The following is a 13,993-nucleotide window of genomic DNA, read 5'->3' on the forward strand; positions in this document are numbered from 1 at the left end:
AAGAGCGCACCGGCACCCCCGAAGGCCCCTCAAAAGGGCCTCAGCTTCAACTATTGAAGCCCGACTCGTCCGACGGCAGATCCAGATCCGCCTTGTTCAGCTCCTCGATGTTCACGTCCTTGAACGTGAGGACACGGACCTGCTTGACGAAGCGGGCGGGCCTGTACATGTCCCAGACCCAGGCGTCGGCCATCGAGACCTCGAAGAAGACCTCACCCTGGACCGAGTGCACCTGCATCTCGTAGTCGTTGGTGAGGTAGAAGCGCCGCTCGGTCTCGATCACGTACTTGAACAGGCCAACGACATCGCGGTACTCCCGGTAGAGCTTCAGCTCCATCTCGGTCTCGTACTTTTCGAGGTCCTCGGCGCTCATGGCATGTTCCCCTTCAGCCGTACGTGCCCCCCATTGTGCGTCAGTCGCGCTCCGTCCCCAGGGGGATCGGGGATTGCGGGGGGCCTTCGCCGAGCAGCGTACGCAGCAGCTCAGCGAGTCTGATGGGGTACACAGTCTCACGAGTGCGCAAAAGTTCCTCGCAGGTCCACCAGCGCAACGACGAGACACTTCTGCGTTCCAGGTCCGTCTGGCCGCTGGTGTCGACGTCGACGGTGTCGGTACGGCCCAGGTGGTACCACTCGTCCTGCTCCCAGCGCCGCCCGTCGAAGCTGAAGGAGCTGGTCCGCTCCCACAGCACCGGGCCGAGCCGTACATCGGTGATGCCGGTCTCCTCGGCGAGCTCGCGCAGCGCCGTCTCCTCCAGGCTCTCACCGCCCTCGACCCCGCCGCCCGGCGTGAACCACGAGCCCACCGCCGGATCGGCCGGATCGACGCCGTTCAGCAGCAGGATCCGGTCCGCCGGGTCGAGCAGCACCACACGGGCGACGCGCCGACGCACCACGGTCACCTGCGCCGCCTCAGCAGCCCGGCCACCGGTCCGTACGCCGCGCCGCCGAGAATCAGCACGGCGCCCACGACCACCATGACGACGATCCAGCGCAGCGGCCCCTCGGCGGACGTACCGCCGCCCGGCACGGCCTTGAAGGCGGTCGTGGGCGACAGCGTCCCCATCCGCCCCATGGGCCACACCGTGCCGTCCACGCGGCCCTTGACGGCGCTCACGGGGACCGCGCCGTGCTGGGCGTCGCTGAGGCGGATACGGGAGTCCTGGGAGACCGCGCGGTTGTCACCGAGCAGGAAGAGCGAGCCGCGCGGCACCGTGGTGCTGAACTTCGTCACGGAGGCGGGAACGCCGGGAAGGCCGGAGCCACCGGGTGCGGCGGAGGCGTCGGAGCCGTCGAGATAGCCCTCTTCGTCGACCGCCGTGCCGTTCACCGTGAGGCGGCTCTGGGTGTCGCAGCACTTGACGACGTCGCCGCCGACGCCGACGACCCGCTTGACCTCGGGCAGGTCGCCCCAGAGCTTGTCCTGGAAGACCACCACGTCGCCGCGGCGCACATCGGAGCCGGAGACCTTCTGGGCCAGCACCCGGTCGCCCGGCTGCACGGTCGGCTGCATGGAATTGGTGGGCACTGTGTACGGCCGGTACTCGACCGCTCCCCAGGCGAAGCCGCCGAGGAACAGGGCACAGCCAAGAGCGATGGCCAGCCCGGACACCGTACGTCCGAACCGGCCCTCACCCTTGCGTATCGCACTGCTGCTGCTCATGGACCGGAACCCTACCCGGCGGTACGCCCCGGACCGTAGGCCCGGACGCCCGTCGGTGCTCGATCGGGCGCCCGCCGCCGCGGGCCGGGTACGTCCGTCAGTCCTCTTCCGTCTCCGGAGTGACCGGCGGCTGTGCGCGCAGCAGCTTGCGGCGGCGCATCAGCACCAGCGGCGCGGCACCGAGGAGGCCCACCGCGGCCGGGCCCGCGGTGCCCGCCGCGTTGATGCCCGGCTGGCTGAAGGTGCTGGGGATGGAGAGCCAGTCCCAGCGGTTGACCGGCCAGGCCACCGTCACGGCGCGGCCGACGACCTCGTTGTCGGACACGGTGCCGCCGCCGGGCAGCGTCATGTGGTACCGGGAGTCGAGGGAGTCCTGGCGGTGGTCGCCCATGACCCAGATCCGGCCCTTGGGCACGGTGACCTTGAACGGCCGGTCGGGGGTGCAGGGGGTGTTGCCCGCGAAGACGTACGGCTCGTCCAGCGCCTTGCCGTTGACCTTCACCGGTCCCGTGCCGTTGCACTCGACCGTGTCGCCGCCGACGCCGATGACCCGCTTGATCAGGTCCTTCTCCTCGGCGGACGGCATCAGGCCGATGAAGCTGAGGCCCTTTTGCACGCCCCTGGTCACCGCGTTGCCGCTGGCGGGCGGATTCTCGCCGAGCCAGCCGCCCGGGTCGTGGAAGACGACGACCTCGCCGCGGCTCGGCTTGGAGCCGAACCAGGGGGTGAGCTTGTCGACCAGGACGCGGTCGCCGCGCTCCAGCGTGTGCTGCATGGAGTCGGACGGGATGGAGAACGCCTGCACCAGGAAGGTCTTGATCAGCAGCGCCAGGACCAGCGCGATGCCGATCAGGAGCGGCAGTTCCTTCCAGAACGACCGGTTCTTGCTCGCGGAGCCGCCCGAGGAGTGGGACGGCGGCCCGTCACCCGAGCCGGGGTCCCCGGGACCGCCGGGACCCTGGGGGCGGTCAGCGGGACCGCCCGCCGCGGGGTCCCGCGGGTCCGTGCCGTCCGCCGGCCCCGCGGGGGCCTCCGGAGCCTGGCCGGGAACCTGACCCGCATCGGCGTGGCTGCCGGGGTACGACCCGCCGCCCGGGTACTGCCCGCCGCCGTACTCCGTACTGTCCGCGGGCTCGGGGACTCGGCCATCGGCCTCCGACTTGTCGACAGACGGCACCGTGACATCCCCTTTTTCGGGCTCGCCGGATCCAGACCGTGCGCCGACCACCAGGTCCCCCACATCCACTCCTCACTCCAGTCCGCCGCCTGCCCCGTTTCCGGCGCAGGCCCGCCACTCCCATAACGAGCGGGAGTTCCGCAGGAGTCGGTGTCTGGCTCGTTCCTTGGCCGTTGTTGGCCTGGGCCACCCTAGCCGTCCCGGCTGTGGCCGCGGTCGCCGCCACCTGCGCGTCGGGGACGGACGCGAACGTGCCGGGTTCCTTCAGTCGCTCCCAGTGACCGAACGGCCAGGCGATGACGAAGGCCCTTCCCACCACCAGATTCAGCGGAATCGTGCCGCCTCCGGGCTTGTCCGTGTGGTACCGCGAGTCGGCCGAATCCGACCGGTGGTCGCCCATCACCCACAGCCTGCCCTGCGGTACGTGCACGGTGAATTTCATCATTGAGGGTGGATTACCGGCGTAAAGATACGGCTCACTGAGGGGCACACCGTTGACGGTGATGCGCCCGTCGGCGTCGCAGCACTTCACGGTGTCGCCGCCGACGCCGATGACCCGCTTGATCAGGTCCTGCTCGTCGGCGGACGGCAGCAGGCCGATGTAGGTGAAGAACTGCTTCACCTGCTTGATCACCACGGGGTCGGGCTTCTTCTGCTCCTCGGGCGGCAGCCAGCCGCCGGGGTCCTTGAAGACCACGACGTCACCGCGGTGCGGCTCGGCGCCGAACCACGGGGTGAGCTTGTCGACCAGCACCCGGTCGCCGATCTTGATGGTCTGCTCCATCGACCCGGACGGGATGACGAACGCCTGGAGCAGGAACGTCTTGAGCACCAGCGCGATCAGCAGGGCCACCATGACCAGCAGCGGCACCTCCCTGGCGAGCGAGCGGCGGCGCTTGCGCTTGACCTTGCGGGCCAGTTTGCGGCGCTCGATACGAGTGCTGCCGCCGCCGGGCGGTCCGCCGTACGCGCCGTCGCCCGTGCCGCTTCCCGGGGCGCCGCCCGTGCCGGAGCCCGCCGCGCCCGTCACCGGGGCGGCGCGGTGGTGGCCGTAGCGGGGCCGCCCGCGGTTACCCATGGTGACCCGCGGCGGGTGCGGGGACGGCGGCGAAGGTCGCGGGGCGGTTGAGCCGGGTCCAGTGGCCGAACGGCCAGCCGATCCACTCGGCCCGGCCGATCACCTTGCCGAGCGGTACGGTGCCGCCGCCCGGTTCCCCGAGGTGGTCCCGTGAGTCGCGGGAGTCGTCGCGGTGGTCGCCCATCACCCACAGCCTTCCGTCCGGCACCACGATGTCGAAAGGTACCCGCGAGGGGGCGTCGCCGGGGAAGAGGTAGCCCTCGTCCAGCGGGCGGCCGTTGACCAGCAGCCTGCCCTGCTTGTCGCAGCAGGTGACGCGGTCGCCGCCGATGCCGATGACGCGCTTCACGTAGTCCGTCCCACCCTGCTGAGTGAACGATCCGTCGCCGTCGAAGACGATCACGTCCCCGCGCCGCGGATGGCCGCCGAAACGGTACGCAAGCTTGTTGACCAGCACCCGGTCGCCGACCCGCAGCGTGTTCTCCATGGAGCCGCTGGGCACTTGGAAGGGCTGCACGACATACGTGCTCACCAGCAGCAGCGCGACGACGCAGCCGACCGCGAGCAGCACCGTACGCCGCCACTCCGCCCACCAGCGCGGCACGGCCTCGCGCACGAGGACCCGCATCGGGAACCGGGATCCGGGACCCGCCGCGTCGCGTCCTGACACGACGAAACGCGACCGCTCCTCCGTATCCGCCTCGTCGGCGGGAGAGGAACGGTCGCGTTCCGGAAGTGTCGCTTCGCTGTCCATCGAGGCCAGAGCTTATCCGGCCTTCCCATGGATCAGTTGTCGCGCTTCTCCTTGATCTTCGCGGCCTTGCCGCGCAGCTCACGGAGGTAGTACAGCTTCGCGCGACGGACGTCACCGCGGGTGACGACCTCGATCTTCTCGACGATCGGGGTGTGCACGGGGAACGTGCGCTCGACGCCGACGGAGAAGCTGACCTTGCGGACCGTGAAGGTCTCGCTGATGCCCGCGCCCTGGCGGCGGATGACAACACCCTTGAACTGCTGCACACGGGAGCGGTTGCCCTCGATGACGCGCACGTGGACGTTGACGGTGTCGCCGGGGCGGAAGGCCGGGACGTCGGTGCGCAGCGAGGCGCTGTTGACGCTGTCGATCAGGTTGGGCATGAGATTCTGCTTCCTCGCCGATGCCACAGGTCATCGACGGAATGTCGCGATGCGGATTTGCCAAAAAATGGGGTGCCGCCGCGTCGGACGGACGTCGTTCCCCCTGTGGCAGGGGCGCGCGCCGGACGGACAGCAGCGGCTCATTCTTCCACGGCCTCCGGGCTGGGCCCAAATCGGCCGTCGGGGCCGGGGCCCCAGCCGAGGATGGAGAGCATCTCGCGGTCCTTCTTGTCGAAGGCCGCGGGGTCGCAACGCTCCACCAGGTCGGGCCGGTTGGCGACGGTACGGCGCAGCGCCTCGTCCCGCCGCCAGCGCGCGACCTTGCCGTGGTGGCCGCTGAGCAGCACGTCGGGGATGCCGCGCCCGCGCCACTGCGGCGGCTTGGTGTAGACCGGGCCCTCCAGCAGATTGGCCATCGGTCCCGGCGCGAAGGAGTCGTCGCGGTGCGACTCGGCGTTGCCGAGGACGCCGGGCAGCAGCCGGGCCACCGCCTCGGTGATCACCAGGACCGCCGCCTCGCCGCCGGCCAGCACGTAGTCGCCGATGGAGACCTCGTGGACCGGCAGCCGGGCCGCGTACTCGTCGGTGACGCGGGTGTCGATGCCCTCGTAGCGGGCGGGTGTGAAGATCAGCCAGGGGCTGGCGGAGAGTTCGACGGCGAGCGCCTGGCTGAAGGGCCGGCCGCTGGGGGTGGGGACGACGAGCGCGGGACAGTGGGCGCCCGCCTCGTAGCCGTCGGCGAGGGTCTGGTCGAGCGCCTCGCCCCAGGGGCCGGTCTTCATGACCATGCCGGGTCCGCCGCCGTACGGGGTGTCGTCCACCGTGTTGTGCCGGTCGTACGCCCACCCGCGCAGGTCGTGCACCCGCACGTCGAGCCGCCCGCTCGCCCGCGCCTTGCCGACCAGCGAGACGTTCAGCGGCTCCAGGTACTCGGGGAAGATCGTGACGACGTCGATCCGCATGTCACACGCCGCCCGCGTCGTCGCCGGACGTGGCGTCGGCATCAGTGGCGCCGTCATCCGTGGCGCCGCCGGACGTGGCGCCGCCCGCGCCCTCGCCGGACGTCGCCACTTCCGCGTCGGCCTCGTCCAGCAGCCCTGGCGGCGGGTCGATCACCGCGCGCTGCTCCTCCAGGTCGATCTCCGGCACGATCTCGCCGACGAACGGGATGAGCACCTCGGTGCCGTCAGGCCGCCGGACGATCAGCAGGTCCTGGTACGGGAGATGGCTGATCTCGGCGATCCGGCCGACCTCGCGCCCGTCGACCGTCACGACGTCGAGGTCGATGAGCTGATGGTCGTAGAACTCCTCGGGGTCCTCCGGCGTCTGCTCCGGGTCGACCTCGGCGATCAGCAGCGTATTGCGCAGCGCTTCGGCGGCGGTGCGGTCGGCGACGCCCTCGAAGCGCAGCATCAGCCGGCCGCTGTGCACGCGTCCGGTGGCGATGGTCAGCGGGCCCGTGGCGGCCGGGTCGGTGGCGAGGACGGCTCCGGGCGCGAGCCGCAACTCCGGCTCGTCGGTCCGCACCTCGACGCTGACCTCGCCCTTGATGCCGTGGGCGCGGCCGATCCTGCCGACTACCAACTGCATGTACGGCTCACTCTCCGACTCCGGAACAGGGATGAAAAGGGTACGAACGCGGCGCGGGCCGGGAGCGGCGACTGCCACCCCCGGCCCGCGCCGGTGTTCTCTGTGTCGGCCCGCTCAGCGAACCTGGTCCACGTCGACGAGGTCGACACGGACACCACGGCCGCCGAGGGCGCCCACGACGGTACGCAGCGCGCGGGCGGTACGGCCGTTGCGGCCGATCACCTTGCCGAGGTCGTCGGGGTGCACCCGGACCTCGAGCACGCTGCCGCGACGCAGGGTGCGCATACCCACGTGCACATCGTCAGGATTGTCGACGATGCCCTTCACGAGGTGCTCAAGGGCCTCCTCGAGCATGCTCAGGCCTCGGTCGACTCGGCCGCGGCCGGAGCCTCGGCGGTGTCATCGGCCTTCTTCTCGGACTTCTCGGACTTCTTCGCCTTCGGGGTGATCGCCTCACCCTTGGGCTCGTCCGCGCTGTCCTTGGCGGCGGCCTCGAAGAGGGCGCGCTTGTCGGCCTTCGGCTCGGCGACGAGCAGCGGTGCCGGGGCGTCGAGGCCCTTGTACTTCTGCCAGTCGCCGGTGAGCTTCAGGATGGCGAGCACGGGCTCGGTCGGCTGGGCGCCGACGGAGAGCCAGTACTGCGCGCGGTCCGAGTCGACCTCGATGCGCGAGGGGTTCTGCACCGGGTGGTACAGGCCGATCTCCTCGATGGCCCGGCCGTCACGGCGGGTACGGGAGTCGGCGACGACGATGCGGTAGTGAGGCGAACGGATCTTGCCCAGACGCTTCAGCTTGATCTTGACTGCCACGGGAGTGGGTTCTCCTGGAATTGACGTGTTTGGGCACGGCGGACTTCCACGTGGGGTTGTGGGAGTCGTCGCGCCCGGTGGACGCGTCAGCCGAAGGAGAGAGGGTTCCTGCACGGCTGTCGAGTTCTCGACTGGACATTCTGCCACACTCAGCCGACCCCGACGACCTCCGGGATCCGGAACGGCTGCCCGCAGGCCCCGCACATGATGGGCGCCTGGGCCAGCACCGACGGGACGACCCGGACATTGCGCCCGCAGTCGCACACGGCCTTGACCCGTACCCCGCCGCCCGACGAGCCGTGCCTGGCGGCCGGCCCGCGGAAGGAGCGTGCGGTGTCGGCGGTGGTGGCCACGGTGTGCGCCTTGAGGGCGCGCTGTAGCCGGTCGATGGTGACCCGGTAACGCTTCCGGGTGTCCGGGCGCATCACCACGAGGGAGAAGCCGCTGCTCGGGTGCGGCTCCTCCGCGTGATCGAGGCCCATTTCGTCGGCGATGGCCAGGAATCGGCGGTTGTGGTAGCGGCCGGCACGCGAGGTGTCACGGATTCCGCGGGCAGCGGCGATCCCGTGCACGGCCTCGTGCAGCAGCCTTTCGAAGGAGAGCGCGTTGCCGCAGGCGGACGACGACTCTCCGATCAGGGACTCGGGCGCGGCCAGGTCGGGCAGCTCGGGATGGTGCCGTTGAATATCGGCCCAGGCGACTGCCAGCTCGGCGGCGAGAACAGGTGGTGTCGTGCTCACGCCGTGACAACGAGCCGGGCGCTCCCGGTGTTCCGATACCGGGCTACCGTAAATAATTTGCACTGATCGGTCAGTTCCGGATGATGCGCATGACGAAGGGCGGGTGTGCAGGTCTGTGGAGAACCCGCGCACCCGCCCCATCGACGGACGATTCACATATAACGCACGCCGCTTTTCGGTCAGCGGACGCGAGCGGCCTCAGTAGGCGCGCGCGACGATCGCCAGCGTGCCCGGAGTGTCGTCGGCGTCCGGCACCGAACCGTCGGGCGCGACCAGGCAGCGTACGGAAACGCCCTGCTCAGCCAGCTTGGCCTCGCCCTCGGGACCGAGGTCGGCCCAGGGGATGCGGGCCCAGCCGGTGGCGGCGGCCTCGGCGGCCTCCTCGATCGTCGTGACGTCCACGGTGCGGGACGTCCGGCGCTCGCGGGACTCGCGCAGCAGCGTCGCCTGGTCCTCTTCGAGCACCTTGGGCAGCAGGTCGGCCAGGGTGTCGATCGCGACCGGCTCCTTGCCGCCGGGAATCCGGCGGGCCAGCATCGCGGTGCCCGCCTCTAGGTCGCGCGGCCCGATCTCGACGCGGACGGGCACGCCCTTCAGCTCCCAGTCGACCGCGCGGCGGCCGAAGGGGGTGTCGGTGCGGTCGTCCACGTGCACGCGCAGCCCGGCCGCGCGCAGCGTCTCGCCGATCTCCCGCACCTTGGCGACGACCGCCTCGTCGCCCTTGATCGCCAGCACCACGACCTGGGTCTGCGCGAGCCTCGGCGGCACCCGCAGCCCGTTGTCGTCGCCGTGCGTCATCACCAGGGCGCCGATCATCCGCGTCGTGCTGCCCCAGGACGTCTGCCAGACGTGCTCCTGCGTGCCGTCCTTCGACAGGTACTGCGTGTGGAACGCCTTGGCGAAGTTCTGCCCCAGTTCGTGGCTGGTGCCGAGCTGGAGCGCCTTGCCGTCACCCATCATCCCTTCCAGGGTGAGGGTGTTGATCGCGCCCGCGAACCGCTCCTTGGCGGTCTTGCGGCCGAGGACGACGTCCATCGCCAGCACGTTCTCCATGAAGTCCGCGTAGACGTCCTTCTGGATCCGGGCGGCGTAGGCGCGCGCGTCCTCGTACGTGGCGTGGGCGGTGTGGCCCTCCTGCCAGAGGAATTCGGTGGTGCGCAGGAACAGCCGCGGGCGCAGCTCCCAACGGACCACGTTCGCCCACTGGTTGATCAGCAGCGGCAGGTCGCGGTAGCTCTGCACCCACTTGGAGAAGTACTCGTTGATGATCGTCTCGGACGTGGGCCGGACGACGATCGGCTCTTCCAGCTCCTTGCCGCCGGCGTGCGTGACGACCGCGAGCTCGGGCGCGAAGCCCTCGACGTGCTCGGCCTCGCGCGTCAGGTACGACTGCGGGATGAAGAGCGGGAAGTACGCGTTCTGCGCGCCCGCTTCCTTGATCCGCGCGTCCATGTCCTGCTGCATCCGCTCCCACAGCCCGTAGCCGTAAGGCCGGATGACCATGGTGCCGCGCACCGGGCCGTTGTCGGCCAACTCGGCCTTGCTGATCAGGTCCTGGTACCAGCGCGGGAAATCGTCCGCCTGGGGGGTGAGAACGGGAGCCTTTGCCATGACGCAGATGTTACGGCCCCGCCCGCCCCGAGCGTGAATCGGTCCGGTCGGCCCCGGGACCGGTGCGGCGCCTGGGCGGGTAGTTCCAAAAATGGGCACTCCGGACCCTGGACGGCGTCGGGATTCAGCAGTTGTCTGGCTTTCGGGGACGCAAGCGGCAGGTACGGCACCACGGGGGCAAAACGACGGCGCACATCTGATTGGGGCGGTCGATGGCTTCTACGCTCTATCGCGGAACCAGGTCCGACGCGGAGAGCAGGGCGCGGGACTGGGCGGAGATCCAGGAAAGGATGCTCGTCCCGCTGTACGAGAGCGTGTACGACCGGCTGGAGGTCGGCGCGGACACCCGGTTACTGGGCCTCGGCTGCGGCGCGGGGCTCGCGCTGCTGCTGGCGGCGGACCGGGGCGCGGCCGTCACCGGCTTCGAGACGGACGAGCAGCGGCTGGCGCTGGCCCGCGAGCGGCTGCTTCCCGCGCATCCCTGGGGCGGACCGGCGCGCGCCCGGGGCAGGACGCGGCTGACGGCGGGTGTTCCGCACCGGCTCACCGGCGGCTTCGACCTGGTCACGGCCTTCGACCCGGCGGCTCCCGCGGCCGAGTTGCTGCCGTCGCTGTGCGCCGCCGCGGCCACGGCGGACCCGGACACCGCGATCGTCCTGGCGGGCTGGGGTCCGCCCGAGCGGTGCGCGACCTCGCGGGTCCTGCGGGTGGCGACCCGGCTGGCGGAGCCGCGCGGGCCCGCCGCCCGGGAGGTACGGCTCAGCGGCCGGGACGACCTGGAGAATCTGGCGCTCGCCGCGGGGCTGCGCCCTGACGGCTCGGGGCGGGTGTCCTGCCCCTTCGGCTACCCGGATCTGCCGAGCGCGGTGCGCGGTCTGCTCTCCACCGGGCTCTTCGACGCGGCGGTCGAGGCCACCGACCGGCAGCAGGTCGACAAGGAGATCGCCGAGGCGCTGCACCCGTACCGGCGGCCGGACGGCTCGGTGCGGATGGAGAACGTCTTCCGGTATCTGATCGTCCGCACGCCGGACGCGGGTGATCCCGGCGGAGACCGGCCCGGCGGGCAGGCCGCGCGGAGGCGGGCGTAGGTAAAATCTTGCCCCGCTCCGATAACGGGTCCGCGTCCGAACCCGCGCCGGCGTCGTATACGAAGCGGCGCACGCGGTCCGGCCGGCCCACCCGCCGAAACCGCGCGGGGCCGTAGGAATCCGGTGGTCCGCGGGCATCCGGTGGCTCGCGGGGAACCTGGCGGTCCGCGGGCATCCGGTGGCTCGCGCAGAACCAGGCGGTCCGCGGAAATTCGGTGGCTCGCCCCGCCGCGCGTCGGACAGGGTCGGCGGCATGCCCGACACTCCCCCGCCGCTCCCGGCCGCCGCCCCGACCACCGTCCGCCTGACGAAGGCCGGCCGCGAGAAGCGCCGCTATCCCGCGACCGTGCTGCACGACGACGGCGTACGCGTGACCGTACGCGCCGACTGGGCGGCGCCCGAGGCCAGGGACTTCGGCTTCGTCCGCTTCGAGCCCGGCGACGTGTTCACCGAGACCTACTGGCGCGACCGCTGGTACGCCGTGAAGGAGGTGCGCGACGGGCGCGGCTGCCTCAAGGGCTGGTACTGCGACATCGCCAGGCCCGCGCTCGTGGCCGCCGACGGCCTCACCGTCGAGGATCTGGACCTCGACCTGTGGGTGTCCGCCGACGGCACGGCCGTACTGCGCCTGGACGAGGACGAGTTCGCGGCGAGCGGCCTGCCGGGCACCGACCCCGAGGCCGCGGGGCGGGCCGTCCGCGCGCTGGACGAACTGGAGGCGCTGGCACGGGCCGGAGGGCTGCGCGGGCTGCTGGCCTGAGCGCCGGGCCCTGCGACCGCACCCCTACGGATACGGATACGGGTACGCGTACGGCGGCCGGTCGTCAGTCGGACGGCAGGCCCGGCCACTCCTCGGCGGTGAGCGCGAACCGCTCGTGGTCGCGCCACGCGTCGTTGATGAAGAGCATGCGCGGCGAGAAGCCCTCGTGGCGGAAACCGAGCCGCTTGGCCATCGCGACCGAACGGCTGTTGTCCGGCTGGACGTTGATCTCCAGGCGGTGCAGCCCGAGCCCGTTCGGATAGCTGGTGAAGCAGCGGTCCACCACCAGCCGCAGCCCCTCGCTCATCCGGCCGGTGCCGTTGTACGGCAGGTAACTGTCGTAGCCCAGCGCGGCGTTGCGGAAGCGGGCCCGCACGATGTTGGCGACATTGCACTTGCCGACCAGGCCGCCGTCCTCGTCGTTGACGATGAGGAAGGTCCGCAGCTCGCCGCCCTGCTGCCGCAGCAGCTCGTGGAAGCCGTCCGGGTCCACCGGATTCCACGGTCTGAGGTGTTCCGCCGAGCGCAGCACGGCCGCGCGGTGGGCTTCGGCGTCTGCGGGCCTGGGCTCTCGAATGGAAACGCGCATGCGCCCATCATCGCCTCCCGGACGGCGTGCGCGCCTGCGGGATGCGCACGCCGCCGGGTCCCGTCACCGGGCTCAGCCCATGAACTTCTTGAACTCGTCGGGCAGTTCGAAGTTCTCGCCGCCCGGGGGCAGACCGAACGGGCTGTCGCCCTCCTGCCCCTGGCCCTGCTGCTCGCGGCGGGCGGCGGCAGCCGCGGCCTCCGCCTTGCGCTTCATCGGGTTGCCCGACTGCCGCTTGCCCTTGGCCTGCTTCTGCTGCTTCTTCTGCCGCCCCGGACCGCCGCCCATGCCGGGCATCCCCGGCATTCCGGGCATACCGCCGCCCTGGGCCATCCGCGACATCATCTTGCGCGCCTCGAAGAACCGCTCCACCAGGCCCTTGACCGCGCTGACCTCGACGCCGGAGCCCTTGGCGATACGGGCGCGGCGCGAGCCGTTGATGATGTGCGGGTCCTGCCGCTCGCCGGGCGTCATCGACTTGATGATCGCGGCGGTGCGGTCGACGTCCTTCTCGTCCAGATTGTTGATCTGGTCCTTGATCTGGCCCATGCCCGGCAGCATGCCGAGCAGCTTGGAGATGGAGCCCATCTTGCGGACCTGCTCCATCTGGGCCAGGAAGTCGTCGAGCGTGAAGTCCTTGCCGCCCTTGCTGCTCTGCAGCTTGGCGGCCATCTTCTCGGCCTCGGCCTGGCTGAAGGTCTGCTCGGCCTTCTCGATCAGCGACAGCATGTCGCCCATGCCCAGGATCCGGGAGGCCATCCGGTCCGGGTGGAACGCGTCGAAGTCGTCCAGCTTCTCGCCGTTCGACGCGAACATGATCTGCTTGCCGGTGACGTGCGCGATCGACAGCGCGGCGCCGCCTCGGGCGTCGCCGTCCAGCTTGGACAGCACCACGCCGTCGAAGCCGACGCCGTCGCGGAACGCCTCCGCGGTGTTGACCGCGTCCTGGCCGATCATCGCGTCGACGACGAAGAGGATCTCGTCGGGGCGTACGGCGTCGCGGATGTCCGCGGCCTGCCGCATCAGCTCCTCGTCGACACCGAGGCGGCCCGCGGTGTCGATCACGACGATGTCGTACTGCTGGGTCTTCGCGAACTCGATGGAGTCCCCGGCGACCTTGACGGGGTCGCCCACCCCGTTGCCCGGCTCGGGCGCGTAGACGGCGACGCCCGCGCGCTCGGCGACGACGCTGAGCTGGTTGACGGCGTTGGGGCGCTGGAGGTCGCAGGCGACCAGCAGCGGGGTGTGTCCCTGGCCCTGGAGCCACTTGCCGAGCTTTCCTGCGAGCGTCGTCTTACCGGCGCCCTGGAGGCCCGCGAGCATGATCACGGTCGGCGGCTGCTTGGCGAACCTCAGGCGGCGGGTCTCGCCGCCGAGGATGCCGACCAGTTCCTCGTTGACGATCTTGACGATCTGCTGCGCGGGATTGAGCGCCTTGGAGACCTCCGCGCCCAGGGCGCGCTCCTTGACGTTCGCGATGAAGGAGCGCACCGCGGGGAGGGCGACGTCGGCTTCGAGCAGCGCGATCCGGATCTCGCGCGCGGTGGCATCGATATCCGCCTCGGACAGACGGCCTTTGCCCCGGAGGTTTTTGAAGGTTGCTGCAAGGCGGTCGGAGAGGGTATCGAACACGTCGGTCGTGGATCCTCGCGTCGGGGGTGGGCGGTGGTCGTCCTCAAGGGTACTTGGCCGACCCCCGTTCGGTTCGCCCCGGATTCATTGTCGCCGCCGTGACCGCGATTCATTGCCGC

General features: G+C 70.7%; 17 protein-coding genes. 2 read left to right on the forward strand and 15 right to left on the reverse strand.

The annotated features are described in order from the left end of the window. Positions 1 to 46 precede the first annotated feature (46 nt). From ACIQCJ_RS06585 to proS, 13 genes are all read right to left on the reverse strand, one after another. On the reverse strand, positions 47 to 373 hold the full coding sequence (locus tag ACIQCJ_RS06585; RefSeq protein ID WP_188281213.1) for a DUF2469 domain-containing protein: 327 nt from the start codon (positions 371 to 373) through the stop codon (positions 47 to 49). Between the two features lie 40 nt (positions 374 to 413). After that, positions 414 to 893: an NUDIX hydrolase gene (locus ACIQCJ_RS06590; protein WP_355346595.1), complete on the reverse strand. Its 480-nt coding sequence runs from the start codon at positions 891 to 893 to the stop codon at positions 414 to 416. Between the two features lie 5 nt (positions 894 to 898). Further along, the gene (gene lepB / locus ACIQCJ_RS06595) at positions 899 to 1,663 is read right to left on the reverse strand and encodes a signal peptidase I (RefSeq protein ID WP_355346404.1); all 765 of its coding nucleotides are present in this window, start codon (positions 1,661 to 1,663) and stop codon (positions 899 to 901) included. Positions 1,664 to 1,760: 97 nt separating this feature from the next. After that, complete coding sequence (gene lepB, locus ACIQCJ_RS06600) at positions 1,761 to 2,525, reverse strand: signal peptidase I (protein WP_391050382.1); 765 nt, start codon at positions 2,523 to 2,525, stop codon at positions 1,761 to 1,763. A gap of 106 nt (positions 2,526 to 2,631) precedes the next feature. Then, positions 2,632 to 3,918 (reverse strand): signal peptidase I, encoded by a 1,287-nt coding sequence (gene lepB, locus ACIQCJ_RS06605; protein ID WP_402710895.1) that lies wholly within the window; start codon positions 3,916 to 3,918, stop codon positions 2,632 to 2,634. Next, complete coding sequence (gene lepB, locus ACIQCJ_RS06610; protein WP_402710896.1) at positions 3,911 to 4,672, reverse strand: signal peptidase I; 762 nt, start codon at positions 4,670 to 4,672, stop codon at positions 3,911 to 3,913. Before lepB (ACIQCJ_RS06610) ends, lepB (ACIQCJ_RS06605) begins: the two co-directional genes overlap by 8 nt. Before the next feature lie 32 nt (positions 4,673 to 4,704). After that, on the reverse strand, positions 4,705 to 5,055 hold the full coding sequence (rplS, locus tag ACIQCJ_RS06615; RefSeq protein WP_093716565.1) for a 50S ribosomal protein L19: 351 nt from the start codon (positions 5,053 to 5,055) through the stop codon (positions 4,705 to 4,707). A 140-nt stretch (positions 5,056 to 5,195) separates the two neighbouring features. Further along, positions 5,196 to 6,017 (reverse strand): tRNA (guanosine(37)-N1)-methyltransferase TrmD, encoded by an 822-nt coding sequence (trmD, locus tag ACIQCJ_RS06620; RefSeq protein WP_402710897.1) that lies wholly within the window; start codon positions 6,015 to 6,017, stop codon positions 5,196 to 5,198. Position 6,018: 1 nt separating this feature from the next. Next, positions 6,019 to 6,645 (reverse strand): ribosome maturation factor RimM, encoded by a 627-nt coding sequence (gene rimM / locus ACIQCJ_RS06625; RefSeq protein WP_402710898.1) that lies wholly within the window; start codon positions 6,643 to 6,645, stop codon positions 6,019 to 6,021. A 114-nt stretch (positions 6,646 to 6,759) separates the two neighbouring features. Beyond that, positions 6,760 to 6,999, reverse strand: a complete 240-nt coding sequence (locus ACIQCJ_RS06630; RefSeq protein WP_355346386.1) for an RNA-binding protein — start codon at positions 6,997 to 6,999, stop codon at positions 6,760 to 6,762. Between the two features lie 2 nt (positions 7,000 to 7,001). Beyond that, positions 7,002 to 7,454, reverse strand: a complete 453-nt coding sequence (rpsP, locus tag ACIQCJ_RS06635) for a 30S ribosomal protein S16 (protein WP_355346383.1) — start codon at positions 7,452 to 7,454, stop codon at positions 7,002 to 7,004. 149 nt (positions 7,455 to 7,603) lie between these two features. Beyond that, entirely contained in the window at positions 7,604 to 8,194 is a 591-nt protein-coding gene (locus ACIQCJ_RS06640) for a hypothetical protein (RefSeq protein WP_402710899.1), read from the reverse strand. Positions 8,195 to 8,392: 198 nt separating this feature from the next. Beyond that, a complete protein-coding gene (gene proS / locus ACIQCJ_RS06645) occupies positions 8,393 to 9,805 on the reverse strand; it encodes a proline--tRNA ligase (RefSeq protein WP_355346380.1) in 1,413 nt (470 codons plus the stop codon). Between the two features lie 212 nt (positions 9,806 to 10,017). Between proS and ACIQCJ_RS06650 the strand changes: the two genes are divergently transcribed. Together ACIQCJ_RS06650 and ACIQCJ_RS06655 are read left to right on the forward strand one after the other, a co-directional pair. Next, positions 10,018 to 10,893: an SAM-dependent methyltransferase gene (locus ACIQCJ_RS06650; RefSeq protein WP_355346377.1), complete on the forward strand. Its 876-nt coding sequence runs from the start codon at positions 10,018 to 10,020 to the stop codon at positions 10,891 to 10,893. Between the two features lie 253 nt (positions 10,894 to 11,146). Next, positions 11,147 to 11,653, forward strand: coding sequence for a DUF402 domain-containing protein (locus ACIQCJ_RS06655; RefSeq protein ID WP_355346374.1), 507 nt, complete (start codon positions 11,147 to 11,149; stop codon positions 11,651 to 11,653). A gap of 64 nt (positions 11,654 to 11,717) precedes the next feature. Here the strand turns inward: ACIQCJ_RS06655 and ACIQCJ_RS06660 are convergent, their stop codons facing one another. Both ACIQCJ_RS06660 and ffh read right to left on the reverse strand, forming a co-directional pair. Then, the gene (locus tag ACIQCJ_RS06660; protein WP_391161455.1) at positions 11,718 to 12,242 is read right to left on the reverse strand and encodes a GNAT family N-acetyltransferase; all 525 of its coding nucleotides are present in this window, start codon (positions 12,240 to 12,242) and stop codon (positions 11,718 to 11,720) included. A 72-nt stretch (positions 12,243 to 12,314) separates the two neighbouring features. After that, complete coding sequence (gene ffh, locus ACIQCJ_RS06665) at positions 12,315 to 13,874, reverse strand: signal recognition particle protein (RefSeq protein WP_391050350.1); 1,560 nt, start codon at positions 13,872 to 13,874, stop codon at positions 12,315 to 12,317. Positions 13,875 to 13,993 lie beyond the last annotated feature (119 nt).

This window comes from Streptomyces sp. NPDC093221 (assembly GCF_044753885.1).
Classification (GTDB): domain Bacteria; phylum Actinomycetota; class Actinomycetes; order Streptomycetales; family Streptomycetaceae; genus Actinacidiphila.

What these genes read in the sequence shown, in the direction of transcription:
- ACIQCJ_RS06585 (WP_188281213.1), bottom strand. Translation starts at nt 373, where the DNA reads ATGAGCGCCGAGGACCTCGAAAAGTACGAGACCGAGATGGAGCTGAAG.
- lepB (WP_355346404.1), bottom strand. Translation starts at nt 1,663, where the DNA reads ATGAGCAGCAGCAGTGCGATACGCAAGGGTGAGGGCCGGTTCGGACGT.
- lepB (WP_402710895.1), bottom strand. Translation starts at nt 3,918, where the DNA reads ATGGGTAACCGCGGGCGGCCCCGCTACGGCCACCACCGCGCCGCCCCG.
- lepB (WP_402710896.1), bottom strand. Translation starts at nt 4,672, where the DNA reads ATGGACAGCGAAGCGACACTTCCGGAACGCGACCGTTCCTCTCCCGCC.
- rplS (WP_093716565.1), bottom strand. Translation starts at nt 5,055, where the DNA reads ATGCCCAACCTGATCGACAGCGTCAACAGCGCCTCGCTGCGCACCGAC.
- trmD (WP_402710897.1), bottom strand. Translation starts at nt 6,017, where the DNA reads ATGCGGATCGACGTCGTCACGATCTTCCCCGAGTACCTGGAGCCGCTG.
- rimM (WP_402710898.1), bottom strand. Translation starts at nt 6,645, where the DNA reads ATGCAGTTGGTAGTCGGCAGGATCGGCCGCGCCCACGGCATCAAGGGC.
- ACIQCJ_RS06630 (WP_355346386.1), bottom strand. Translation starts at nt 6,999, where the DNA reads ATGCTCGAGGAGGCCCTTGAGCACCTCGTGAAGGGCATCGTCGACAAT.
- proS (WP_355346380.1), bottom strand. Translation starts at nt 9,805, where the DNA reads ATGGCAAAGGCTCCCGTTCTCACCCCCCAGGCGGACGATTTCCCGCGC.
- ACIQCJ_RS06650 (WP_355346377.1), top strand. Translation starts at nt 10,018, where the DNA reads ATGGCTTCTACGCTCTATCGCGGAACCAGGTCCGACGCGGAGAGCAGG.
- ACIQCJ_RS06655 (WP_355346374.1), top strand. Translation starts at nt 11,147, where the DNA reads ATGCCCGACACTCCCCCGCCGCTCCCGGCCGCCGCCCCGACCACCGTC.
- ACIQCJ_RS06660 (WP_391161455.1), bottom strand. Translation starts at nt 12,242, where the DNA reads ATGCGCGTTTCCATTCGAGAGCCCAGGCCCGCAGACGCCGAAGCCCAC.